General features: G+C 64.9%; 25 protein-coding genes. 16 read left to right on the plus strand and 9 right to left on the minus strand.

Translation table 11 applies throughout. The features are described 5' to 3' along the window. Positions 1-25: 25 nt before the first annotated feature. Positions 26-607 (plus strand): YdeI/OmpD-associated family protein, encoded by a 582-nt coding sequence (locus tag FHS31_RS00825; RefSeq protein WP_167071108.1) that lies wholly within the window; start codon positions 26-28, stop codon positions 605-607. A gap of 6 nt (positions 608-613) precedes the next feature. Here FHS31_RS00825 and FHS31_RS00830 read toward each other — a convergent pair whose 3' ends face one another. Beyond that, a complete protein-coding gene (locus tag FHS31_RS00830; protein WP_167072002.1) occupies positions 614-811 on the minus strand; it encodes a KTSC domain-containing protein in 198 nt (65 codons plus the stop codon). A 77-nt stretch (positions 812-888) separates the two neighbouring features. Here FHS31_RS00830 and FHS31_RS00835 point away from each other — a divergent pair, with 77 nt between their 5' ends. Further along, on the plus strand, positions 889-1,032 hold the full coding sequence (locus FHS31_RS00835) for a hypothetical protein (RefSeq protein WP_167071110.1): 144 nt from the start codon (positions 889-891) through the stop codon (positions 1,030-1,032). Between the two features lie 21 nt (positions 1,033-1,053). Here the strand turns inward: FHS31_RS00835 and FHS31_RS00840 are convergent, their stop codons facing one another. Beyond that, complete coding sequence (locus FHS31_RS00840) at positions 1,054-1,614, minus strand: hypothetical protein (protein ID WP_167071112.1); 561 nt, start codon at positions 1,612-1,614, stop codon at positions 1,054-1,056. A 79-nt stretch (positions 1,615-1,693) separates the two neighbouring features. Here FHS31_RS00840 and FHS31_RS00845 point away from each other — a divergent pair, with 79 nt between their 5' ends. Next, on the plus strand, positions 1,694-2,674 hold the full coding sequence (locus FHS31_RS00845; protein ID WP_167071114.1) for a polysaccharide deacetylase family protein: 981 nt from the start codon (positions 1,694-1,696) through the stop codon (positions 2,672-2,674). A gap of 20 nt (positions 2,675-2,694) precedes the next feature. On the opposite strand, the gene FHS31_RS00850 is transcribed toward FHS31_RS00845, so the two are convergent. From FHS31_RS00850 to FHS31_RS00860, 3 genes are all read right to left on the minus strand, one after another. Further along, a complete protein-coding gene (locus FHS31_RS00850; protein ID WP_167071115.1) occupies positions 2,695-3,360 on the minus strand; it encodes a DUF6975 family protein in 666 nt (221 codons plus the stop codon). 134 nt (positions 3,361-3,494) lie between these two features. Continuing rightward, positions 3,495-4,322 carry an alpha/beta fold hydrolase gene (locus FHS31_RS00855; RefSeq protein WP_167071117.1) on the minus strand — a complete coding sequence of 276 codons (828 nt, stop codon included), beginning with the start codon at positions 4,320-4,322 and terminating at the stop codon, positions 3,495-3,497. A gap of 53 nt (positions 4,323-4,375) precedes the next feature. Beyond that, positions 4,376-5,800 carry an MFS transporter gene (locus tag FHS31_RS00860; protein ID WP_208408478.1) on the minus strand — a complete coding sequence of 475 codons (1,425 nt, stop codon included), beginning with the start codon at positions 5,798-5,800 and terminating at the stop codon, positions 4,376-4,378. An 82-nt stretch (positions 5,801-5,882) separates the two neighbouring features. Between FHS31_RS00860 and FHS31_RS00865 the strand changes: the two genes are divergently transcribed. The 6 genes from FHS31_RS00865 (at position 5,883) to FHS31_RS00890 (ending at position 10,826) form a co-directional block, all read left to right on the plus strand. Then, positions 5,883-6,911, plus strand: coding sequence for an aspartate-semialdehyde dehydrogenase (locus FHS31_RS00865; RefSeq protein ID WP_167071126.1), 1,029 nt, complete (start codon positions 5,883-5,885; stop codon positions 6,909-6,911). Between the two features lie 42 nt (positions 6,912-6,953). Then, positions 6,954-7,202, plus strand: a complete 249-nt coding sequence (locus FHS31_RS00870) for a FitA-like ribbon-helix-helix domain-containing protein (protein WP_167071128.1) — start codon at positions 6,954-6,956, stop codon at positions 7,200-7,202. Next, positions 7,199-7,603 carry a PIN domain-containing protein gene (locus FHS31_RS00875; protein WP_167071130.1) on the plus strand — a complete coding sequence of 135 codons (405 nt, stop codon included), beginning with the start codon at positions 7,199-7,201 and terminating at the stop codon, positions 7,601-7,603. The genes FHS31_RS00870 and FHS31_RS00875 overlap by 4 nt, the downstream gene beginning before the upstream one ends. A gap of 69 nt (positions 7,604-7,672) precedes the next feature. After that, complete coding sequence (locus FHS31_RS00880) at positions 7,673-8,434, plus strand: alpha/beta fold hydrolase (RefSeq protein WP_167072004.1); 762 nt, start codon at positions 7,673-7,675, stop codon at positions 8,432-8,434. A 158-nt stretch (positions 8,435-8,592) separates the two neighbouring features. After that, positions 8,593-9,675 (plus strand): GGDEF domain-containing protein, encoded by a 1,083-nt coding sequence (locus tag FHS31_RS00885; protein ID WP_167071132.1) that lies wholly within the window; start codon positions 8,593-8,595, stop codon positions 9,673-9,675. Next, positions 9,675-10,826, plus strand: a complete 1,152-nt coding sequence (locus FHS31_RS00890; protein WP_167071134.1) for a GGDEF domain-containing protein — start codon at positions 9,675-9,677, stop codon at positions 10,824-10,826. Before FHS31_RS00885 ends, FHS31_RS00890 begins: the two co-directional genes overlap by 1 nt. Here FHS31_RS00890 and FHS31_RS00895 read toward each other — a convergent pair. Beyond that, the gene (locus tag FHS31_RS00895; RefSeq protein ID WP_167071135.1) at positions 10,823-12,265 is read right to left on the minus strand and encodes an AMP nucleosidase; all 1,443 of its coding nucleotides are present in this window, start codon (positions 12,263-12,265) and stop codon (positions 10,823-10,825) included. The two genes, FHS31_RS00890 and FHS31_RS00895, sit on opposite strands and share 4 nt — an antisense overlap. A 5-nt stretch (positions 12,266-12,270) precedes the next feature. After that, a complete protein-coding gene (locus tag FHS31_RS00900) occupies positions 12,271-12,753 on the minus strand; it encodes a peroxiredoxin (RefSeq protein WP_167071137.1) in 483 nt (160 codons plus the stop codon). A gap of 142 nt (positions 12,754-12,895) precedes the next feature. On the opposite strand from FHS31_RS00900, the gene FHS31_RS00905 reads away from it, so the two are divergent. The 7 genes from FHS31_RS00905 (at position 12,896) to FHS31_RS00935 (ending at position 20,307) form a co-directional block, all read left to right on the plus strand. Then, positions 12,896-13,456: a YqgE/AlgH family protein gene (locus FHS31_RS00905; protein ID WP_341786279.1), complete on the plus strand. Its 561-nt coding sequence runs from the start codon at positions 12,896-12,898 to the stop codon at positions 13,454-13,456. 166 nt (positions 13,457-13,622) lie between these two features. Beyond that, the gene (locus FHS31_RS00910; RefSeq protein ID WP_167071141.1) at positions 13,623-14,183 is read left to right on the plus strand and encodes a hypothetical protein; all 561 of its coding nucleotides are present in this window, start codon (positions 13,623-13,625) and stop codon (positions 14,181-14,183) included. Between the two features lie 102 nt (positions 14,184-14,285). After that, positions 14,286-15,704: an adenosylhomocysteinase gene (ahcY, locus tag FHS31_RS00915; RefSeq protein ID WP_167071142.1), complete on the plus strand. Its 1,419-nt coding sequence runs from the start codon at positions 14,286-14,288 to the stop codon at positions 15,702-15,704. Positions 15,705-15,856: 152 nt separating this feature from the next. Further along, positions 15,857-18,163 (plus strand): sensor histidine kinase, encoded by a 2,307-nt coding sequence (locus tag FHS31_RS00920; RefSeq protein WP_243843189.1) that lies wholly within the window; start codon positions 15,857-15,859, stop codon positions 18,161-18,163. Further along, positions 18,156-18,611 carry a tRNA (adenosine(37)-N6)-threonylcarbamoyltransferase complex ATPase subunit type 1 TsaE gene (gene tsaE, locus FHS31_RS00925; RefSeq protein ID WP_167071151.1) on the plus strand — a complete coding sequence of 152 codons (456 nt, stop codon included), beginning with the start codon at positions 18,156-18,158 and terminating at the stop codon, positions 18,609-18,611. The genes FHS31_RS00920 and tsaE overlap by 8 nt, the downstream gene beginning before the upstream one ends. Further along, a complete protein-coding gene (locus FHS31_RS00930) occupies positions 18,608-19,555 on the plus strand; it encodes an aminoglycoside phosphotransferase family protein (protein WP_167072005.1) in 948 nt (315 codons plus the stop codon). The genes tsaE and FHS31_RS00930 overlap by 4 nt, the downstream gene beginning before the upstream one ends. Beyond that, positions 19,552-20,307 (plus strand): nucleotidyltransferase family protein, encoded by a 756-nt coding sequence (locus FHS31_RS00935; RefSeq protein WP_167071153.1) that lies wholly within the window; start codon positions 19,552-19,554, stop codon positions 20,305-20,307. Before FHS31_RS00930 ends, FHS31_RS00935 begins: the two co-directional genes overlap by 4 nt. Before the next feature lie 82 nt (positions 20,308-20,389). Here FHS31_RS00935 and FHS31_RS00940 read toward each other — a convergent pair whose 3' ends face one another. Next, positions 20,390-21,016 (minus strand): hypothetical protein, encoded by a 627-nt coding sequence (locus tag FHS31_RS00940; RefSeq protein WP_167071155.1) that lies wholly within the window; start codon positions 21,014-21,016, stop codon positions 20,390-20,392. A gap of 34 nt (positions 21,017-21,050) precedes the next feature. Continuing rightward, entirely contained in the window at positions 21,051-22,421 is a 1,371-nt protein-coding gene (radA, locus tag FHS31_RS00945; protein ID WP_167071156.1) for a DNA repair protein RadA, read from the minus strand. Positions 22,422-22,590 lie beyond the last annotated feature (169 nt).

Raw genomic sequence — 22,590 nt, forward strand, 5'->3', positions numbered from 1 at the left:
GCAGCGTGCGGACGAGGAGGTTGCCATGCCGCAGGATCAGAGGATCGATGCGTTCATCGCCAAGGCGCAGCCGTTCGCGCAGCCGATCCTCCGTCAGGTCCGCAAGGCGATGCATGCGGCGCTGCCGGACGTAGAGGAAGCGATTAAATGGGGGATGCCCTTCTTCCTGATCGGCGGTCGTCCCTTCGCAAACATGGCGGCGTTCAAGGCGCACGCGGCCTTCGGCTTCTGGAAAGGGCCGCGGACGGGCAAGGAAGCCGACGCGATGGGGCAATATGGCCGGCTGACCAAGGTCGAGGATCTGCCTCCGGAGCCCGAGTTCATCGCGCTGATCCGGGCGCAGGCGGCATCGGCCGCGTCCGCCCTGCCGAAGCCCAAGGCGCCCCCGAAACCTGCGCTCGAAACGCCTGACGATCTGGCCGAGGCGCTGGCGAGTGATGCCGAAGCCTGCGCGGTGTTCCATGGTTTCCCGCCGGGGTGTCGGCGCGAATATATCGAATGGATCGTTCAGGCGAAGCGTCCTGAAACCCGCGCCAGCCGGATTGCCAAGGCCGTCGCGCAGATGGCAGAGGGCAAGAAGCTCAACTGGAAGTATGAAAATTGCTGAAGCGCCTCAGGCAAGCTTCTCGCAGCGGTAGCGATCACGGATCCGGCTGTTGAAAAAGCGGCCCTTTGAGGTCGCGGCGCGCAGCCTCCGGACGATCTCCGCCGGTACGTCGCAATAGGCATAGCGTTTGCCGGTCGTGAAGGTGATCGCCAGCCGTTCGGCATCGGGCTCATAATCGAAGGCGCGGATCACCGAGGAGGGCATCACCGATCAACGCGCGTGCCCGCGCTATGCTCCGCTCGCGCTTCTCATTCGGCCGCGCTGCACGCTATACGAACGGCATGGCTGACGACACGATCATTCAAACCCCGGACGGCCCGATGACATGGGCCGAATGGAAGAAAAAGAACCCGGTCCAGATCCCGTCCCGCCGCACCAAGGGCAAGAAGCTGCCCAACAAGATCAAGACCCGCACCGGCGATTAGGCGGCGATCTTCGGCTTATCCTCATGGAACGCCGACAATGTCCTCCGGCTGGGCAGGATAGCTGCGGAGCAGGGCTTCGCTGAGATCAGCGGCGACCGCATCGGTGGTCGCCCGGCGCGTGCCTAACTGGCGCACCGTTACCGCGGCGGCCTTCCATACGACCGCTGGCTCGCCACGCTTGTGGATGCGCAGCTCGATCTGGGTGCGTTGCAGCGGGACAAGCTGCGACTGGCCAGTCGAAAGCGGGATGGTGACGCCCGCGCCGACACCGGGGGCACCGCCGGGCGCTACCGATGTGCGCGCCGAGCCCTTGCCGAGGCCGGTGCCGACATCGGCACGGCTGAGGATCAGTTCGGCGACATAAGCCGCATGGCCGGTATCGTCGAGGATCGTGAAGCCCTTGGTCGAGAGCGCCTCGGTCGCGGCGTTGACGAAGGCGGGCAGGGCGGGATCATACTCTCCGCTAGAGGTCTTCGGTTCGATCGCGATCGTTCCGCCGGGAGGCGGATCCGCCAGCGACGGCGATCCCGCTAGGGCTATGAAGGCCATCGCAGCCGTTAGTTTCGACAAGAATGCGCGCATCAAAAGCTCCTTAGCGCAAGGGATCGCTCATCGCATGCTGGCCATTGAGCTCCTCGACTTAAGCGCCATAACGCAGCGCATGGCATTGAGAATCATAGCGCGCATGTTCCTGCTGGGCCTATCCGCGATGCTATCGGCGGAAACAGCCGCGCACGCAGGGTCAGTGGCGATCACCTTCGACGATCTGCCGCTGTTCGGCCTCTATGCGCCGCCGCCCGAAGCCGACGCGATCACATCGGACTTGCTCGACGGCTTCCGCAAGCAGCATTGGAAGGTCACAGGCTTCGTCAACGAAATCCAGTTGCAAGGCCCCAACCGGGAGGAGCGGATCGGCCTGCTACGCCGTTGGATCGATGCCGGATATGATCTCGGCAACCACAGCTATTCGCATCTCTCGCTGACCAAGACACCGGTGGACGATTATATCGCGGATGTCGCGAAGGGCGAGGCGGTGACGCGCGTGCTGATGCGCGATCATGGCAAAACCGAACATTGGTATCGCCATCCCTATCTGGAGACCGGCCCGACGCTGGCGATCCGGGAAAAGTTCGAAGGCTGGCTGAAGGCGCATGGCTATCGCGTCGCGCCGGTGACGATGGAAAATTCCGATTGGGAATTCGCCGAGCCCTACGATGCCGCCCTCGCGCGCAAGGATGCGGCGCAAGCCGCGGCGATCCGTGCCGCCTATATCGATTATACCGCCGCGGTCGTACCCTGGTATCGCAAGGCTGGCGTGGCTCTATTCGGACGCGAGCCGGCGTTTGTGATGCTGGTGCACGCCAGCCGCCTCAACGCCGCCAGCATTGATGCCCTGGCCGCCATCTTCCGCGCCAACCACCTCGCTTCCGTCAGCCTCGATCGCGCCATGGCCGATCCCGCCTATCGAACGGCAGACAATTACGTAGGGCCGGACGGCGACGAATGGCTGACGCGCTGGGCGACGACGCTGCACCGTGATCTGCCCTATGCGAGCCTGCCGGAAGTGCCCGCGTGGATCGCCGATCTCGACAAGAAAATCGAAGACGCCGTTCCCGATCCGCAGGCACCTCCCGTCCCGTAATCGGATGATCGGCGCCTGAATCAGCAGGCCTCCCGCGCCTCGGCGCGCACCGCGCAATAGTCGAGCAGGCCGGTATGGTGGGCCAACACCTGGCGTGCGCCGAACGCCAGGGTGCGATCGAGGCGGGGGCGATCGGGCATCGCCGCCAGCAGCGCGCGGCACGCCTCTTCATCCGGCAGCCGGCTCTCGGGAACCGCCAGCCCCAGCCGCTCCGCCGCGCCATCCATCACCGCGCGCAGCGGCTGCCAATCGAGCAGTAACGTCACCACCGCGCCGATCGCGCAGCCGAACCGTTCAGATCGCGCCAAGGTCGCCATCGAATAATATTGGCTCTGGATCGTGCAGACCGTCCCCGAATCGCCGGGCGTGCTCGGCGGCGGCCCGGCGACGGCGATCAACGCGGCCAGAAAAGCGCGCTCGTGCACAAAGGCGGCGGCGGCCTCCCGCAGGAAAGCATCGCCGCCCGCCCAGCAGCTCTGACTGGCCGCCATATCGATCAACCCCGGCGTCCGCCCATGCAGCAGGGAGAACAGATGGACGAGATCGGCGACGTTGCGCGTCGCCGAGACGCCGGCGTTGAGCTCCGCCGAAATCAGCCACGGATGCGCCGCCGAGCCTTCGCCGGCGGCAAGCGACACCATCAGCCCGCCGTGATCGGCGGGTGCCTCAAGGATCTGAGCCAACACTATTACGCTACTCCACTCGTACAACCCGTTCTGGATAGAGCGCCGGGCGTTACTTCCGGCCCTAAGAACAGGGTTTACATCGCATTAGCCAAGATTTTCGAACCTATCCTCCCCCTGGCGGGGGAGGATCGGCGTCAGCTCCCCACGAAGCTCAGCAGATCCTGCGTCAGCCGGTCCTTTTCAGTGACGTTCAGGCCGTGCGGTGCACCCGCATATTCGATCAGCTGTGCCTTCGATCCCAGCAGCTGCGCGGCGGCGCGGGCCGAGGGATCGATCGGCACGGTCTTGTCGCCGGTGCCGTGGACGATCAGCGTCGGTACTTTAAAGGCGGCGAGATCGGGGCGGAAGTCGGTCTTGCCGAACGCATCGATGCAATCGAGCGTGCCCTTGAGCCCCGCCTGGATGGCCAGCGCCCAGAATTGATCGAGCACCTCCTGGCTGACCGGGCTGGAGATGAAGCCGACACCGTAAAACATCTCGGCGAAATTCTTCATGAAATGCGCGCGGTCCTTGCGGATCGGGGCCTTCATCTGGTCCTCGAACACCGATCCGTCGACACCATCCGGATTGCTATCGTCCTTCAGCAGATAGGCGACGACCGACGAGATTAGCCCCGCCTTGACGATGCCCTTGCCGCCATGGCGTGACATGTACCGCGCCACCTCACCGCCCCCCATCGAGAAGCCGACCAGCGTCGCATCGCTGACGCCCGTCGCCTCGATCACTTGGGCGAGATCGTCGGCGAACGTGTCATAATTGTAGCCGCTGAAGGGCTGGCCCGATCGGCCGAACCCCCGGCGATCGTAGAAGATCACGCGATGTCCGGCCTCGGCCAGCGCGAGCGCCTGATCGTCCCAGCTATCGGCCGAAAGCGGCCAGCCATGGAGGAGGATCACCGGGCGGCCAGACCCCCAATCCTTGACGTAGAGGTCAACATGGTCGCGGGTCTTGACGTAGGGCACCGGCAGCTCCTCTTATGGTAGCTGCTCAACGCGGCAGATCGCGAAAGGCACCGTCAGGCGCCGTGAAATTCCGTCCTCGCCGCCACTTCCGCCGCCTGTGCCTCGCCGCGCATCGGCACGCGGACCGAAGGGCGCAGGCGCGCGATGCTGAGTACCCCCGCCACCGCCGTCAGCCCGGCGGCGATCAGCGCCGGTGTCGGGGAGGCGCCGATCCCGAGGGCGAGGAGGGCCGCCACCAGCGTGGCGCCCGCGGTCTGCCCGGTGAGGCGGGTCGTCGAAACCAGCGCACCCGCCGATGCGGCGCGTTCGCGCGGTGCCGATCCCACGATCAGCCGGGCATTGGGAGACAGATAGAGGCCGAAGCCCGCGCCGGTGAAGGCCATGCGCCAGGCGATGTCGGCATAGCTCGGCGCGTGCGGCAGCCAGGCGATCAGCAGAGCGCCGATGGTGGCGATCACCATGCCGATCCCGCCGAGCAGCCCTGCCGGATAGCGGTCGCTGAGCGTGCCCGCCGTCGGCGCGACGATCATCATCGTGAGCGGCCAAGGCGCGATCATCGCGCCGATCTCCTTGGGGCTGAGCCCGTAGCTATGCTGGAGGCGGAACGGCAAGGACAGGATGATGCTCATCGATGCGATGAAGGCGAAGAGCGCGCCTGCCGTGGAAAGGGCCAGCACGGGCCGCGCGAGCAGATCGACGGGCAGGATCGGCGCGGCTTCGCGCCGCTCGTGCAGGAAAAGGCCGATCCCGAAACCGATCCCGATTGCGACGATGGCGAGGCTTACCACTGGCGAGCTGCCATGGACCAGGGCCTCCAGTCCGGCGATCACCAGCCCGAAAGTGGCCATGTTGAGTATGGCGCCGGCCAGATTGTAGCGGCCCGGGCGGGCGGGCACGTCCGGCAGACTGCTTCGCCCGAGCCAGAGCGACAGCAGCCCGAACGGCGCGCCGATCGCGAAGACCCATGGCCAGGGCGCAAAGCCCAGGATCAGGCCGCCCGCGGTCGGCGCGACGGCGCCGGCGGTTGAGGCAACGACGCTGTTGAGGCCGAGGCCGCGCCCCAGCTTGTCGGACGGATAGACCGAACGGATCAGCGCCGACATGACCGAAAGTGCCGCCGCCGCGCCGACCGCCTGCAACGCGCGGACGACGAGCAGGAATGGCAGGCTCTTGGCGAAGAAGCACAGGGCCGTGGCGATCGTAAAGACGAGCTGACCGAGCTGATAGAGCCGCTTGAGGCCGATCTGGTCGCCAAGCGCCGACAGCGGCAGCAGGGTCATCACCAGCACCAGCTGATAGACGGTCACCACCAGCACCGCCGATGATCCATCGACGTTCAGGTCGCGCGCGATCGTCGGCAACGCCACGGTGGCGATCGCGCCGTCGATCGTGGTGAGTGCGGTTCCCAGGCTGATCGCGGCGGCGGCGAGATAGCGCTGGGGGATCGGCAGGCCTTCGATACGCGGGGCTTCGGGCAAGCTGGACTTCTCCGGGCTAAGGTTCGGCGAACTGGACAAGGGCGCGCTTCTGTTCCAACGGCCCGCGCATCAAGGAGACATTATGGGCTATCGGGTAGTCGTCGCGGGCGCGACCGGCAATGTTGGTCGTGAAATGCTGAACATTCTGGCCGAGCGCGAGTTTCCGGCCGACGAGATCGCCGTGCTGGCCTCGTCGCGCTCCACAGGCCTTACCGTCGATTTCGGCGATACCGGTAAGACGCTCAAGATCCAGAATATCGAGCATTTCGATTGGGCGGGCTGGGATATGGCGCTGTTCGCGATCGGCTCCGAAGCGACCGCCAAATATGCGCCGATCGCGGCGGCGGCGGGCTGCACGGTGATCGATAATTCGTCGCTCTACCGGATGGACCCCGACGTGCCGCTGATCGTGCCCGAAGTAAACCCGGAGGCGATCAGCGGATATAAGCGCAAGAACATCATCGCCAATCCGAACTGCTCGACCGCGCAGATGGTCGTCGCCCTGAAGCCGCTGCACGATGAGGCGACGATCCGGCGCGTCGTCGTCGCCACCTATCAGTCGGTCTCCGGCGCGGGCAAGGAAGGCATGGACGAGCTGTTCGAGCAGAGCCGCAACATCTTCGTCGGCGATCCGGCGGTGCCCAAGAAGTTCACCAAGCAGATCGCCTTCAACGTCATCCCCCATATCGACAGCTTCCTGGACGATGGATCGACCAAGGAGGAATGGAAGATGGTCGTGGAAACCAAGAAAATCCTCGATCCCAAGATCAAGGTCTCGGCCACCTGCGTCCGCGTGCCGGTATTCGTCGGCCATTCGGAGGCGATCAACATCGAGTTCGTCGACGAGATTTCTGCGGCCCGGGCGAAAGCGATCCTGCGCGAGGCGCCGGGCGTGATGCTCGTCGATAAGCATGAGGATGGCGGCTACGTCACTCCGATCGAATGCGTTGGCGAATATGCCACCTATATCAGCCGCGTGCGCGAGGATCCGACCGTGGACAGCGGCCTGAGCCTCTGGTGCGTCAGCGACAACCTCCGCAAGGGCGCGGCGCTGAATGCTGTGCAGATCGCGGAGCTGCTCGGGCGGAAGCACCTGCAGAAGGCTGGCTAAGCCACCGTTGAATGAATGATAGCAGATTGCTATCATTCTTCGATGGGCCAGATGCTGATCCGCCAGTTGGACGATGCTGCGATCGAGCGGCTAAAGCTTCGTGCGAGAAGAGAGCGTACCTCTGCCGAGGCTCTGGCAAGGGGCGCCATTCATCGTGAAGCTGCGCAACTCACCCTTGACGAGAAGCTTGAGCTGGTCCGGCAAATGCAGGAAAAAACGCGCCGCGCGACGATTCCGGACGCGGTGCAGACATCCGGCGTCGATCTGATCCGCGAGGATCGTGACCGGTGATTGTTGATGCTTCGGTGGCTGTAAAATGGCTGATCGAGGAAGAGGGTAGTGCCGACGCGATAGCCCTGCTCAGCCGCGACGATCTCGCGGCGCCTACCTTGTTGCACGCTGAAGTCGCTAATACGATCTGGAAGAAGGCTCGTCGAGGGGAGTTTGCGCCTGATCCAGGCCTCGTTTCGCTGCCGGAGCAAATTGCTGAAATCATCGAGACGCACGACGAAACGCCCGTCATGGCGCGCGCCTTGGCGATCGCAATGGAGCTAGATCATCCAGTCTATGACTGCGTCTATCTCGCTCTCGCGGAGGCCCTAGAGACCAGCTTGGTGACGGCCGATGAACGGTTCCTGCGCAAGCTTGATCAGCGCTATGCCGGTGCCAAGGTGATGGCGCTCGGTGCCTGAAAATGGTTGCAGCCATCTATACAGAGGACAATCCGAACCGCGTGAAGCGCTGGAAGGAAAAAGTTGGCCATCTCCCGCAATGATCTGATCCCGTCGTTCTTCGAGGCGGCGGATGGCGAGAAACTGGCTTATTATACGATCGGCGAGGGACGGCCGATCGTGCTGATCCATGGCTTGTTCTCCAACAGCTGGACCAACTGGGTGCGCTACGGCCACGCCGAGCGTATCGCCGCCGGAGGGCACCGCGTCATCATGGCCGATCTGCGCGGGCATGGCGCGAGCGCGGCGCCGCACGATCCCGCCGCTTATCCGCCCGATATCCTCGCCCGCGATGCGCTGGCGCTGATCGATCATTTGCGAATTCAGGACTATGACCTCGGGGGCTATTCGCTAGGCGCGCGAACGACGGTGCGTGCGCTGGTCCACGGGGCGACGCCGCGCCGCGCGTTCGGGGCGGGGATGGGACTCGAGGGGATTTTGCGCACGCAAGGGCGCGGCAGCTTCTTCCGGCGCGTTTTGGAGAACCGCGGCACGCATGAGCGCGGCTCCCCCGAGTGGATGTCCGAAGCTTTCCTCAAAACCACCGGCGGCGATCCGATCGCGCTCCTCCAGATACTGAACACCTTCGTCGATACGCGCCGCGAGCAGATCGAAGCAATCGCCACCGAAATGGCGGTAATCTGCGGTATCGATGACCATGACAACGGATCGGCGGAAGCCCTGGCGGCGCTCTTTCCGCATGGCCGATATCAAGAAATTCCGGGCAATCACATGAGCGCGGTCCTCAAACCCGAACTCGGTGCGGCCATCGTCGCCTTCATTAACGAATAACATTAACCATTTAAAGATGTTAGGGGGGCTTGACCCGGCTTTACAACATCGCTTTGGAACAGTTCCACTCTTTGGGGGAAGAGTTGGAGCGGATGTATCGAGTATCCTTACTCATAGCTGCGGGGCCATGTTTTACCATGGTGCTGGCGGCATTTGCCATGTTTGTCCTCGGGGACACGCTGGCGCGGACCCGTCACGCCCGCATCTGGGCGGTAGGTTTCGCTTTGGAGGCATGGCTGTGGATGCTGGTCGCTCTGTTCGATCCGCACGAGGTGGGTTTCTCCGCAGCCATCATCCCGATCATCTGCTTTACGACGGCCAGCGCCATCTGCAACTTCGCCGGCTTTCTCGAACGGGCGGGAAGAACGCCGAGCGTGTGGTTGATCGCTGTCGCGACAGGCGCGGCAATCGTGCAGATCTTACTATGCTATCAAAGCAATCATCTTCTGCAGGTGGTGGCTTATGCCATGTTTCCGGCGTGGCGCTGTCTGCTCTTCGCCGTATCGGTGCCGCTGGTGGCGGTAGATCGCAAACAGGCCTCCGTCACGGAGCGGTCGGTGATCGTCATGCTGCTCCTGCTCGCCATCAGCCAGGCGGGCATGACGGTCGCTGCTTTCCTGCCGATGGCGGGCCTGTCGCCGAAGGGGGCGTATACCGCTGCGCTCGCGTTCACCACGACGCCGATCGCGGCGGCGATGGGGTTGTTCGCGCTGATGCTGATGGCATCCGATTTTTCGCGCGAGCGGCTCCGCCTGATCCACACCGATCCGCTCACCGGAGTACTCAATCGCGTTGGCTTCGAAGAGGCGGCGCGGCGGCAAATCTACCGATCCGGCGCTCGCCCGCTGACGTTGGTGCTGGCCGATATCGATCGCTTTAAGGCGATCAATGATCGCTTCGGTCATTTGACGGGCGATGCCGGTCTGATCGGCTTTGCCAGGCAAATGGTCGATGGTCTGCCCGACGCCGCGCTGATCGGGCGGTTCGGCGGCGAGGAGTTCACTATCGTGCTGCCGGATCACGATGGCGAAGCCGCCCGCTCGCGGATCGACGCGATCCGGGCAGCACTGCCTGGAATGGTGATCCCCGGCGGTGCGCGCCTGAACCTGACCGCGAGCTTCGGCATCGCGGAGCATCGCCCGCGTGAGACGCTGGAGGGCCTGTACGCCCGTGCCGATGCCGCGCTTTATCAATCGAAGCAGCAGGGAAGGGACCGCACAACGGTCGATGCGACGCCGTGATGGTAACGGGCCTTGGAGATGTCGGGATCTCGCTGATTGCGGTTTGCTTCATCGTGGCGGTGGTTCTGGCGATCGCCTGGGCGGATTTCGGGCATCCGCGGCATGCGATCACTTGGTCCTTCGGATGCAAGCTGATCGGCTTCGGCTGGATTTTGGTCATATTGCCTCACGCTTCGGTGGCGATCGACCAATTTATCCTGTTCCTCGCGCAGAGCCTGATCGGTACGGGCGTCGGAATGACCGCGGCGGGCTTCGGGCAGCGGTGCGGACGCAGCATCTGGCGGCCTATCGGGATCATGAACGCCATGCAGATCGCGGCCACGGTGCCGCTGATTTGGTGGTGGCGGCCGACCCCGGACGCGCCCCAGTGGCCGCTTTACCTGATGATCGCGGGCTCATCATGGTTTTCTTCACAGACTTTGATCGGTCGGCGAAAGGGCGAGCGGACCGCCGAGCGCCTGGTGCTGTATTGGCTTCGCGGCATGACGCTCGGCGCCTTCGCGTTGCTGGCGATCAGCATCGCGGCGCTTTTGAAGGTGCCGGCCATCGAGCCCGCCTTTCACTGGCGCGAGCTTACGGCGCTGTTACCGGCCACCATGACCTGCTCGGGGATATTCGCGGTTTTCCTGCTGACCGCCGATCTCGCCGATCAATCGCGGCGGCTCGCCGGCACCGACATGCTGACCGGGCTGCTCAATCGACGCGGCTTCCAGGAGGCGGCCACTGCCGTGCTGGCGAGCGCGCAGCGCAATGCGCGGAGCCTTTGCCTGACGGTGATCGATATCGATCACTTCAAGGAGGTGAACGATCGGTTCGGCCATCTGGCGGGGGATGAGGTGCTGCGCCGTTTCGCCGCCTGCCTCCTGCAGCATGCGAACGCCCGCGATGTCGTCGCCCGCGTCGGCGGCGAGGAGTTCGCGCTGGTCCTGATGGATCGCGATTGCGCCAACGCGCATGCGCTGCTCGAAGATCTGCGCACTGCGATTGCGCAATGCCCTTTGGGATTGCCGGACGATTATCGCATTACCGCCAGCTTTGGACTGGCTGCCCTAGGAACAGCCTATGACCTTCCCGGCCTGTTCGAGGAAGCTGATCGCGCGCTTTATGCCGCGAAGGCGGCTGGCCGCAATCGCGTCGTGATCGCGGATTAGCGAAACGGCGGCTCGTTGAAGGCGCGCAGCTTGCGGCTGTGCAGCGCCTCGCCATAGGTGCGCAGTTCCTCGATTGCGGCGATGCCGATGCGCAGATGCTCGGCGATGGCGCGTTCGTAGAAGCGGTTGGCCTGGCCGGGCAGCTTGATCTCGCCATGGATCGGCTTGTCCGAGACGCAGAGCAGGGTTCCGTAGGGAACGCGGAAGCGGAAGCCCTGCGCGGCCAGCGTTGCGCTTTCCATGTCGATGGCCACCGCGCGGCTCTGGCTGAAGCGCAGCGCCGATTGGCTGTAGCGCAGCTCCCAGTTGCGATCGTCGGTGGTGACGACGGTGCCGGTGCGCATCCGGCCTTTCAATTCCTCGGCCGATTGGCCCGATACCTTCTGCGCGCCCTTGGAGAGCGCCAGTTGCACCTCGGCGATCGCCGGCACCGGGATTTCCGGCGGCAGCACGTCATCGAGAACGTGATCGTCGCGCAGGTAAGCGTGGGCAAGCACATAGTCGCCGATCCGCTGGCTAGGGCGCAGGCCGCCGCAATGTCCGATCATGAGCCATGCCTCCGGACGCATCACCGCAAGATGATCGGTGATCGTCTTGGCGTTGGAGGGGCCGACACCGATGTTGACCAGCGTGATCCCCGTGCCGTCCTCGGCTACGAGGTGATAGGCGGGCATCTGGTGCTTCTTCCAGGCCGCATCGGTGATCGCGGTCTGCGGATCGCTGTCGCCGGGCCGGATTTCCAGCCCGCCGGCGCCGCTCAGCATCGTATAGCGGCCGCCGTCGCGCAGCTGCTCCGCCGCCCAGGCGACGAATTCGTCAACATAGCGATTGTAGTTGGTGAACAGGATGTATTTCTGGATGTGGGCGGGCGGCGTGCCTGTGTAGTGGCGCAGCCGCGCAAGGCTGAAATCGACGCGCGCGGCATCGAACAGCGCCAGCGGACGCGGACGATCGTCGCCGTGATTCCAGGTGCCGTCGGCCAGTTCGTCGCCGATCCGCTCCAGCTCGGTCGAGGGGAAGATGCGCGCCAGCTCGGCGGCGCGCACGTCGGCGAGATCGAGGCTCGAATCGAGCACATAGGGATAAGGGATCTCATCCTCGCCGACGCCGGTCTCGACCCACACTTGGAAATCGTCGATCAGCATATCGAGCTGGGTGGCGAGATAGTCGGCGAACATCGCCGGCTGGGTGACGCTGATCGCATAATCGCCGGGCGTGTTGAGCCGACCATAAGCGCGGCCGAGCGGGCCGGGCACATGTTCGCCATCATAATGCAGTTTGATCTGCGGATACGCGAAAGCGCCCGCCGCGCGCGCGCCGGGATCGGGGCGTTCGCCCGTCTCGATATAGAGCGCGAGCGCCGTGCGTAGCCGCGTCACCGATTGCTGATAAAGGCTCTCGAGTTCCTGGACGATCTTCAGACTGCGATTGCTGGGCATGAGCGTCAGAGTGCCGCCAGCTGATAATCCGCCGCGCTGACCCGGAATTCGCCCGGCGCCTCGATATCGAGCCTTTTCACGACGCCGTTGTCGACGACCATCGCGAACCGCTGCCCGCGCGTGCCCATGCCGAAGCCCGATCCATCGAAATCGAGACCCAGCGCGCGCACGAAATCGCCGTTTCCGTCCGCGAGCATCGTCACCTTGCCCTCGGCGCCGGCCGATTTGCCCCAGGCGGCCATGACGAAAGCGTCGTTCACCGCCGTGCAGGCGATCTCGTCCACGCCCTTGGTGAGGATTGCGTCGGCCTTGTCGATGAAGCCGGGCAAATGCTTGGCCGAACAGGTGGGCGTGAAGGCGCCTGGCACCGAGAACAGCGCAATCTTGCGGCCCGCGAAATAAGCGGCGGTGGTCGTCTTGTCGGGCCCATCGGGCGTGACCTTCACGATCGCCACGTCGGGGATGGTATCGCCTATCTTGATCGTCATGGTCTTCCTCTCGATATTTGGAGCTGCTCTAACAGCAGGTGACGGCCAACAAAATCCCGTTCGTCGGCGCGAAAGGCGTGACGAGGTGGACGTAACGGACGCAGAACCCTATTTTCCTGCCATGGCCGTTCTGCTCTCCGATATAGAAGACGAACCCTCCTTAGCGGGAGAATTGCTGCTGGCGATGCCCGGCATCGGCGATCCGCGCTTTGCGCATGCGGTGATCGCGATGTGTGTGCATAGCTCGGGCGGCGCGCTGGGTATCGGCATCGGCAGCACCTTGCCGAGGCTGACCTTACACGGCCTGCTCGGCCAGCTCGACATCGATCCCGGCGTCGCGCCCGATTGCGCCATCCATCACGGCGGCCCGGTCGAACAGCAACGCGGTTTCGTGCTCCATAGCAGCGATTGGGCGGGGGACGACACGATCGATGTCCCCGGCGGCCTCGCGCTGACGACTACCTTGGATGTGCTGCGCGCGATTGCGGAGGGACAGGGGCCGGAACGCTGGCTGGTCGCGCTCGGCTATGCCGGATGGGGCGCGCATCAATTGGATGGGGAACTGGCGCGGCACGGCTGGTTCACGACCCCGCTCAGCGAGTCGATCATCTTCGACGCTGCACCTGCCAATCGCTGGGCCAAGGCCTATGCCGCGGCGGGTGTCGATGTCCGGCTGCTCGCCTGCACTACGGGCAATGCCTGAAGCGGCGCCGTAACGAATTAACCAAAATGCGACGAACCGTTGGCAAGCGTCACGCTTAACGCGCAAGTTACGAAAAATTCAGATGAATCGGTGATGAACCTGTGATTTATTCCATGGGCCGTGCGGGGGATGTCGGGGTTGGCATTCGGGCGGCGAAGGGGGTTACATGTTCAAGTCGCTTGGTGCCGCCGCTGCGGCGCTTGCTCTGGTCGCGGCCTCGGCGCCGGCCAGCGCGCAATGCTGGAACCGCGAGGAAACGTCCGCGGCCACGATCCGCGATCTGCAATCCCTGCTGATGGTCGCCACGCTGCGCTGCCGCGCCGCCGGGATGGATATCACTGCCGACTATAACGGCTTCGTGTCCGCCAATCGCCAACTCGTCCAGCACGAGAATGATCGCATCAAGGCGCATTTCATCCGCGCGGCGGGTCCGGTCGCGGGGCAGCGAGCTTACGACAGCTTCGCGACGCATCTCGCCAATATCTACGGCGGCGACGCCAGCACGCCCGACGCTTGCGAGAATCTGGCGACGGTGGCGCGCGAGGGCGCGTTGATGGCCAATTCGGAAGAAGGCCTGCTGCTGCTCGCCTCGCGTCAGGGCATCTCTACCGATCTGCCTGGCGGGATGTGCGAGCGGCCGACGATCGCTTATGGCGAAGGCGCTCCGGTCACGGCGCGGGCCGATGTGCCGCCGGCCTATGCCATGCCCGCAGGCTACAATCACTGACCAACATATAAAGACATCTTTATATTTGATTTGAGGCCTCGTCGCGGCTAATCGGCGGCGACGAGGCGCCGGCATTTCGGCGCACTTTCCAGGAGAAGCGCCGTGGCCACCGCCACCGTCAGCCCCATCAACGATTACGTCATCGCCGATATTTCGCTCGCCGAATTCGGTCGCAAGGAAATCGCGATCGCCGAAACCGAAATGCCGGGCCTGATGGCCCTGCGTGAGGAATTCGGCGGCTCGCAGCCGCTGAAGGGCGCGCGGATCACCGGATCGCTGCACATGACGATCCAGACCGCCGTGCTGATCGAAACGCTCGCCGCCTTGGGCGCCGATCTGCGCTGGGCGACGTGCAACATTTTCTCCACGCAGGATCACGCCGCTGCCGCAATCGCCGCCGCGGGCATCCCCGTGTTTGCGATCAAGGGCGAGAGCCTGGCCGAATATTGGGATTATGTCGGTTCGATCTTCGATTGGGACGACGGCAACGGCCAGACCTGCAACATGATTCTCGACGATGGCGGCGACGCCACGATGTTCGCACTGTGGGGCGCGAAGATCGAGGCCGGCGCGACCCTGCCTGAGCCCGAGAATGAGGAAGAGGTGGAATTCCAGCGCGCGCTGAAGGCGTTCATCACCAAGAAGCCCGGCTATCTCACCGATACCGTACGCAACATCAAGGGCGTCTCCGAAGAGACCACCACGGGCGTCCATCGCCTGTATGAGATCGCCAAGAAGGGCGAGCTGCCGTTCACCGCGATCAACGTCAATGACAGCGTCACCAAGTCAAAGTTCGACAATCTCTATGGCTGCAAGGAAAGCCTCGTCGACGCGATCCGCCGCGCCACCGACGTGATGCTCGCCGGCAAGGTCGCCTGCGTCGCCGGCTTCGGCGATGTCGGCAAGGGCTCGGCCCAGTCGCTCCGCAACGGCGGCGCGCGCGTGATGGTCACCGAAGTCGATCCGATCTGCGCTTTGCAGGCGGCGATGGAGGGGTTCGAGGTCGTGACGATGGAAGAGGCCGTCCAGCGCGCCGATATCTTCTGCACCGCCACGGGCAATGCCGACGTGATCACCGCCGATCACATGAAGGCGATGAAGCCGATGGCGATCGTCTGCAATATCGGGCATTTCGATAGCGAGATCCAGATCGCGGCGCTTTCGAACTACAAGTGGAACGAGGTGAAGCCCGGCACCGATCTGGTCGAATTCCCGGACGGCAAGCAGATCATCATCCTCGCCAAGGGCCGCCTGGTGAACCTCGGCTGCGCCACCGGCCACCCGAGCTTCGTGATGTCCGCCAGCTTTACCAACCAGACGCTGGCGCAGATCGAGCTGTTCACCAAGGCCGAAGACTATGGCAACCAGGTCTACGTCCTGCCCAAGCATCTCGATGAGAAGGTGGCGATGCTGCATCTCGAAAAGCTCGGCGTGAAGCTGACCAAGCTGAGCGAGAAGCAGGCCTCCTACATCGGTGTCAGCACCGAAGGCCCGTTCAAGCCGGATCACTACCGCTATTGATGGTCCCGGGGCGCCGGTGGCGAAGGCTACGGCGCCCTTTTCCGCCCGTCATGCTGAAACACGTTCAGGATGACGAACGGCGCTCTTGCGGGATGCGTCGGCCGTAACGGCTGCTATAGACGGCGCGTGACGCCGTTTTCCGCCTCATGCTGATGTCTCCCGCTGCGGCGACGCTGATCGTCGCGCTGTTCGGCGCTTGGCTGCTCGCGGGTGTCGCGGCGGTGCTTTGGGGTGTGCGCCGCGGGCGGCATGCTGCCGCGGCGGAGCGCGATGTTGCGGAAATCCAGTCGCACCTTCAGACGGCGCCTGTCGCCGCCTTGATCATCGATGCCGACGGTGGGCTGTCAGGCGCGCCGCGCGCCGCCGGCTGGCTCGGCTTTGTCGATCTGCCGCCGTCGCTCGACGCGCTCGATCAGGCGGGGTTTGATCCGGGCGAGATGAGCGCGCTGCGCGAAGGTGTCGCCGCGGCGCTGCGTTCGGGCAAGGCGTTCGCACAATTGCTGTCGCTGCCGCGCAGCGCGCGCGTGCTGGCGCTGCAGGGCACCGCAATGGCGGGCGGTTTGAAGGAGACGCCGCGCGTCCTCGCCTGGATCAGCGATGTATCGGATGCGCACCGCGTCGCGGTGGATGCGGATCGGGAGACGCGGCGACTGAACCTCGCTTTGGACAGCTTGTCGGCGGTGATCGAGGCGGCGCCTTTCCCGATCTGGTATCGCAAGGAGGATCTGGGGCTGGCGCTGGTCAACAGCGCCTATGTCCGCGCGGTGGAAAGTTCGGATTCCGCCGATGTCGTACGGCGCGGGCTGGAGCTGATCGACGCGGGCAGCGAGGGCAGCGCGGCCGAGATCGCGGCGCGGGTGGCGCGCGGCAACCGCGCCGCCGCGCGCACCACCGCCGCCATCGTCTCGGGCGAGCGGCGGATGATGCAGGTCACCGATGTGCCGATCGAGGGCGTCGGCGTCGCGGGCTTCGCGGTGGACGTGCAGGATTTGATCAACGCGCGCGCCGATCTCGCCCAATTCGCCACCGCCCAGCGCGCGATGCTCGATCGGCTGTCGGCGGGCGTGGCGCAGTTCGGGTCCGATCGCGCGCTGGTGTTCTACAACCGCCACTTCCTCCGCCTGTTCGCGCTGGATGCCGATTGGCTGGCGGACCGCCCCGAATTCGATCGCGTGCTCGAACGGATGCGGGAAGCGCAGCGGGCGCCCGAAAGCCGCGATTTCCCCACCTGGCGCGCCGATCGCCGCGCCTGGTTCAACGCCGCCGAGGCCGCCGAAGAGAATTGGCTGCTGCCCGGCGGCACGCACCTGCGTGTCGTCGCCCAGCCGTTGCCCGATGGTGGGCTGCTGGTGATCTTCGAGGACCGTACCGAGCATCTCCAGCTCGCCAGCGCGCGCGATACCTTGCTCCGCGTCCGCGCCGCGACGCTGGAAAATCTGTTCGAAGCGATCGGCGTGTTCGCCGCCGATGGCCGCCTCCATCTTTGGAACAAGAGATTCCGCGAGATGTGGGAACTCAACGAAGAATATCTCGTCCGGCATCCGCGCGTCGACGCACTGGCCGAAATGATCGCCCCGCGGCTCGAGGATCCGCGCCAGGCCGCGCAGATCCGCGAGATCGTCCGTGCCGCCACCACCGATCGCCAGCACCGCACCGGTCGCCTCGCGCTCGCCGATGGCCGCCATCTCGATGTCGGCGCGGTGCCGCTGCCGGACGGCAACGCCTTGCTGACTCTGCTCGACATTACGTCGAGCTGGCGGATCGAAGAGGTGCTGCGCGATCGCAATCAGGCGCTGGAGGAAGCGAACGATCTCAAAAGCGATTTCGTCTCCAATATGAGCTACGAATTGCGCGTGCCGCTGACGACGATCACTGGCTATGCCGAGATGCTGGCGTCGGGCTACGCCGGGCCACTTGCCGATACGGTCAGCGAATATCTCACGGCGATCCTGTCCGCCGTCGAGCGGCTCCGCACGGTGATCGGAGACGGCCTCGATCTTTCGCAGAGCAAGATCGGTAGCCTGCCGCTGCATATTGCGCCGGAACGGCTCAACGAGCTGGTTCGGGAGGCGACGCAGGCGCTGGCTGATACGGCGACGCAGGCGGGCGTCCGGCTGGCGGTGGATCTCGCGCGCGAATCGCCGGTCGTGGCTGGGGACCGGCGGCGGCTTTTGCAATGCCTCGATCACCTGCTGCGCGGCGCGATCGCCGAGAGCGACGCGGGCGCGCGCTTGCTCGTCGAGGTTCGCGGCGAAGCGCAAGGCGAGGTGCTGATCTCAACCCCAGCAACCCGCCACGATGGCGCGGAGATGGGCGAGGTTCAGGATAATCTGCTCGAAACCGGTCTGCCGCTGGTTCGGCAGCTGGTCGAAGCGCATCAGGGCCACCTCGATCTCGCGATTGATCGGGACAACGGGTTGAGGATCGCGATAGGCCTGCCGCTTGCTGAAGATGGCTGAGCTGTTTCTGGCCGATGTGTCGGCGACGCTGGCGGCGGGCGCGGCGCTCGCGCCGCTGTTGCGCGCGGGCGATGTGGTGACGCTGTCGGGGCCGCTCGGCGCGGGCAAGACCAGCTTCGCGCGCGGCGTGCTTGGTGCCTTGGGGCTGGAGGACGAAGCGCCGAGCCCCAGTTTCGCGATCGTCATCGCGTATGAACCGCCCGACGTGACGCTGCCCCTCTGGCACGTCGATCTGTATCGGCTGGCCGATCCGCAGGAAGCGCTGGAGCTTGGCCTGGAGGATGCGCTGCACACTTCCGCGCTGCTCATCGAATGGCCCGAGCATGGCGCTGGGCGCTGGGCCGACGCGCTGGCGCTGCGTTTCGCGGCGTCGGGGGATGGCCGGCGCTTGACTTGGGAAGCAGGCGCGGCATGGGCGGATCGATGGCCGCCAGCCCCGCTTCGATGATTCCACCGGCGGCGGCGCCCGCGTTTCTCGCATCGGCTGGGTGGGGTGACGGTCGCATCGTGCCGCTGGCGGGCGATGCCTCGTTCCGCCGCTATTTTCGTGTGCTGGGCGATGGCCGCAGCGCCGTGCTGATGGATGCGCCGCCCGAACATGAGGACAGCCGTCCCTTCATCACGGTTGCCGAACATCTCCACAGCCTCGGCTTCGCCGCGCCGCGCATCCTGGCGCGGGATCTGGATCAGGGCCTGATCCTGCTCGAGGATTTCGGCGATGCCCGCATGGCCGAGGTGATCGCCGCCGATCCCACGCGCGAAGCCGCGATCTACACCCAGGCGATCGATCTGCTCCGCGCGCTGCACGCCCACGATGCCGGCGCGCTGTCGCCTTACGACTTGGCGGCGCTGGAACGGGAGGCGGGGCTGTTCCCCGAATGGTACATGCCTGCGGTCGGGCTCGCAGAGACCTCTGGCTGGCGCGAGGCTTGGGCCGCCGCGTTGGCGCATGTCGCCGACGATCGCTCCGTCACCGTGCTGCGCGATTACCATGCCGAGAATATCATGCTGATCGAGGATGGCAGCCTTGGCCTGCTCGATTTCCAGGACGCGCTTGCCGGGAACCCCGCTTATGATCTTGCCTCGCTGCTTCAGGATGCGCGGCGCGATGTGTCGCCGGAGCTGGAGCGCGCGATGCTCGCCCGCTACGGCCCGATCGATCCCGCCGCCTACGCCATCCTTGCCGCGCAGCGGAACACCAAGATCCTCGGCATCTTCACCCGCCTGTGGAAGCGCGACGGCAAGCCCCGCTACCTGAGCTTCCAGCCGCGCCTCTGGGCCTATCTGGAGCGTACGCTGATGCACCCCGCGCTAGGCGAAGTGAAGGCCTGGTTCGACGCCCATGTTCCGGCCGAAAAGCGCGCGGCTTTCTGGGAAGGCCATCGCGCATGACCGCCGAACCGCCGCTCGCGCTGCGCCCTACGCCCAAGGCCCCGCCGATCCGCACCGCGATGGTGCTGGCCGCAGGCCTCGGCAAGCGCATGCGCCCGCTCACCGCGACGCGGCCCAAGCCGATGGTGGAAGTGGCGGGCAAGCCGCTGATCGATCATGCGCTCGATCGGCTCCGCTCGGCGGGCGTGCAGCGCGCGGTGGTCAACGTCCACTACCTTGCCGACGCGCTCGAATCGCATATGCGCCGCGCCAAGGGGATCGAGGTGCTGATCTCTGACGAGCGCGATCATCTGCTGGAAACCGGCGGCGGCATCGTCAAGGCGCTACCGCTGATCGAAGACGATCATTTCCTCGCCATCAACAGCGACAATCTGTGGTTCGACGGTCCGATCGACGCCATCCACCTGCTCGGCGACCGCTGGGATGACGCCCAGATGGACGCGCTGCTCCTGCTGGTGCCGCTCGCCCGCGCCAATTGTCACCGCGGCCAGGGCGATTTCCACATGGACCCCGCGGGCCGCCTCACCCGCCGCAAGCCGGGGCGGGTGGCGCCGTTCGTCTTCACCGGCGTGCAGCTCCTTGCCAAGCGCCTGTTCGACAACGAACCGATCGAGCCTTTCTCGATGAACCGCATGTTCGACAAGGCGATCGCTTCGGGCCGCCTCTATGGCCTCGTCCACCAGGGGCTATGGTTCGATGTCGGCTCGCCCCCGGCTATCCCGCAGACCGAGGCGCTGCTGTCGCACGGCTAGCCTCGTGATCGCCAAACGTTGCTTTCGGCGACCACGCGGCTGCCCTATCGTGCGACGGCCCGCCACGTAGCGGTCGTTTCGTCTAACTCTTCGGTACAAAAAGGGATGTTTTCCCGTCTGCACCATTTCGGAAAATGGGGCTTCCTTCGCCATTTAACACCGCCGTCATATCGCGTTTCAACGTCATTGTATCGGGCATTGCCGTATAGAAGAGCCAGCCAGTGAAGTCCGTTTGAGAGACAGTTGCGAGCAAATAGCCCTCAATCGCGGCGGCCTTGCCCTCCTTCGACGCTTCGATGGCCTTGAGAAGGTCTGTGACTGGGACGACCAAAGCTATCGGATCGCCCTTCTTTGCAGGAAGGCCTTTCCGCCGCCCGCCAGCCGTATCATCTCCCCATAACTCGTAAGAACTATTGCCGGACGCGAGTTGTCCCAGATCACACGTCGCCTTATTCGCAGCAGAAGCATAATCGATATGCATCAGCTTCGGCAGCATGCTCATCGAGACGATGAGGTTCGCATCGGTCTGAAGCGCCGGATTCATCGGCCGCACAACTGCCTTCGGATCGGAAAGAACCGAGCAATCGGCGTAGGCGGCGCTTGCCACCAAGATTGCTAGAATCGCGCCGATAGGTAGGTTTTTGCCCATAGCAGCTTCCATCTCCGTCCGTTGGCGCATTACGCCGCTGAGCGCATCACGTCTGGTCATCCTGCGACAATGACGAGCCTCATGATACTGTTAATCAACGCCCCAGCATATGATCCACGAGCTGCCCGAGGCTGGCGAAGTTGAGGAAGTTGAGGCTTGCGACGCTTTCTTTCGATCCCGGTGGCGTGAGCGCCCGCGTAAAGCCGAGCTTGGCCGCTTCCTTGAGCCGCAGCCCGCCATGCGCCACCGCGCGCACCTCGCCCGACAGCGCGATTTCGCCGAAGACGATCGTCTCCGCCGGCACCGGCCGTTCCGACAGCGCCGAGACCAGCGCCGCTGCCACCGCGAGATCGGCGGCGGGATCGACGATGCGGTAGCCGCCCGAGACGTTGAGGTAGACCTCGCAGGTCGAGAAGCTCAGCCCGCAGCGCGCTTCCAGCACGGCGAGGATCATCGCCAGCCGCGCCGAATCCCAGCCTACCACCGATCGCCGGGGTGTCGCGCCGCTGGCCAGCCGCACGACCAGCGCCTGGATTTCGACCAGCACGGGCCGCGTCCCCTCCATCGCCGGGAAGACGGTGCCGCCCGCCATGCCCTCGGCGCGGTTGGCGAGGAACAGAGCGGAGGGGTTGGCGACCTCCTCCAGTCCCTCGGTCGCCATCGCGAAGACGCCGATCTCGTCGGTGCCGCCGAAGCGGTTCTTGGTGGCGCGCAGGATGCGATACTGGTGGCTGCGCTCGCCCTCGAACGCCAGCACGGTATCGACCATATGTTCGAGCACGCGCGGCCCCGCCAGCTGTCCGTCCTTGGTGACGTGGCCGACCATCACCAGCGCCGTGCCGCGTTCCTTGGCATAGCGGATCAGCTCCTGCGCGGCGGCGCGGACCTGACTGACCGTGCCCGGCGCGCCCTCGATCAAATCCGAATGCATCGTCTGGATCGAATCGATCACCAGCAGGGCCGGGGGCGCGTCGCAATCGAGCGTGGTGAGGATGTCGCGCACCGAAGTCGCCGCGCCGAGCTGCACTGGCGCAGCACCAAGCCCCAGCCGCCGCGCGCGCAGCCGCACCTGATCGGCGGCTTCCTCGCCCGAGATATAGGTCACCCGCTGCCCGGCCAGCGCCATGCGCCCTGCTGCCTGGAGCAGCAGTGTCGATTTGCCGATCCCCGGATCGCCGCCGATCAGCGTCGCCGAGGCCGAGACCAGCCCGCCGCCGAGCGCGCGATCGAGCTCTGCAATCCCCGCCGCCAGCCGTGGCGGCAGCACGACATCGGCATCGAGCCCCGATAGCGCAATCGCCCGCCCGCCGGCGCGCAGATCATGCTTGGCCGCGAAGGGCGTGACATTGCCGCTGCGCTCCTCGACCAGACTGTTCCACTCGGCGCAATCGGCACACTGCCCCTGCCAGCGCGAACTCACGCCCCCACAGGCCTGGCAGACATAGCGACGCTGAAGCTTGGCCATCGATGCTCCGTGTGAACGAAGGAAGAACATAGCAAGCGTCCTGCCTTAGTTCAACGGCAAAAGCGAGGCTCGGCTAGATGGATCGGCATTTGGAATCCTCCCCTGCAAGGGGAGGTGGCAGCCCGAAGGGCTGACGGAGGGGTGTCTCTCTCCTAGATAGCGCGACACC

The organism is Sphingomonas vulcanisoli (genome assembly GCF_011761305.1).
Classification (GTDB): Bacteria; Pseudomonadota; Alphaproteobacteria; order Sphingomonadales; family Sphingomonadaceae; genus Sphingomonas_I; species Sphingomonas_I vulcanisoli.

What these genes read in the sequence shown, in the direction of transcription:
- FHS31_RS00825 (WP_167071108.1), top strand. Translation starts at nt 26, where the DNA reads ATGCCGCAGGATCAGAGGATCGATGCGTTCATCGCCAAGGCGCAGCCG.
- FHS31_RS00830 (WP_167072002.1), bottom strand. Translation starts at nt 811, where the DNA reads ATGCCCTCCTCGGTGATCCGCGCCTTCGATTATGAGCCCGATGCCGAA.
- FHS31_RS00835 (WP_167071110.1), top strand. Translation starts at nt 889, where the DNA reads ATGGCTGACGACACGATCATTCAAACCCCGGACGGCCCGATGACATGG.
- FHS31_RS00840 (WP_167071112.1), bottom strand. Translation starts at nt 1,614, where the DNA reads ATGCGCGCATTCTTGTCGAAACTAACGGCTGCGATGGCCTTCATAGCC.
- FHS31_RS00845 (WP_167071114.1), top strand. Translation starts at nt 1,694, where the DNA reads ATGGCATTGAGAATCATAGCGCGCATGTTCCTGCTGGGCCTATCCGCG.
- FHS31_RS00865 (WP_167071126.1), top strand. Translation starts at nt 5,883, where the DNA reads ATGGGCTATCGGGTAGTCGTCGCGGGCGCGACCGGCAATGTTGGTCGT.
- FHS31_RS00870 (WP_167071128.1), top strand. Translation starts at nt 6,954, where the DNA reads ATGGGCCAGATGCTGATCCGCCAGTTGGACGATGCTGCGATCGAGCGG.
- FHS31_RS00885 (WP_167071132.1), top strand. Translation starts at nt 8,593, where the DNA reads ATGTTTGTCCTCGGGGACACGCTGGCGCGGACCCGTCACGCCCGCATC.
- FHS31_RS00890 (WP_167071134.1), top strand. Translation starts at nt 9,675, where the DNA reads ATGGTAACGGGCCTTGGAGATGTCGGGATCTCGCTGATTGCGGTTTGC.
- FHS31_RS00895 (WP_167071135.1), bottom strand. Translation starts at nt 12,265, where the DNA reads ATGCCCAGCAATCGCAGTCTGAAGATCGTCCAGGAACTCGAGAGCCTT.
- FHS31_RS00900 (WP_167071137.1), bottom strand. Translation starts at nt 12,753, where the DNA reads ATGACGATCAAGATAGGCGATACCATCCCCGACGTGGCGATCGTGAAG.
- FHS31_RS00910 (WP_167071141.1), top strand. Translation starts at nt 13,623, where the DNA reads ATGTTCAAGTCGCTTGGTGCCGCCGCTGCGGCGCTTGCTCTGGTCGCG.
- FHS31_RS00920 (WP_243843189.1), top strand. Translation starts at nt 15,857, where the DNA reads ATGTCTCCCGCTGCGGCGACGCTGATCGTCGCGCTGTTCGGCGCTTGG.
- tsaE (WP_167071151.1), top strand. Translation starts at nt 18,156, where the DNA reads ATGGCTGAGCTGTTTCTGGCCGATGTGTCGGCGACGCTGGCGGCGGGC.
- FHS31_RS00930 (WP_167072005.1), top strand. Translation starts at nt 18,608, where the DNA reads ATGATTCCACCGGCGGCGGCGCCCGCGTTTCTCGCATCGGCTGGGTGG.
- FHS31_RS00935 (WP_167071153.1), top strand. Translation starts at nt 19,552, where the DNA reads ATGACCGCCGAACCGCCGCTCGCGCTGCGCCCTACGCCCAAGGCCCCG.
- FHS31_RS00940 (WP_167071155.1), bottom strand. Translation starts at nt 21,016, where the DNA reads ATGACCAGACGTGATGCGCTCAGCGGCGTAATGCGCCAACGGACGGAG.
- radA (WP_167071156.1), bottom strand. Translation starts at nt 22,421, where the DNA reads ATGGCCAAGCTTCAGCGTCGCTATGTCTGCCAGGCCTGTGGGGGCGTG.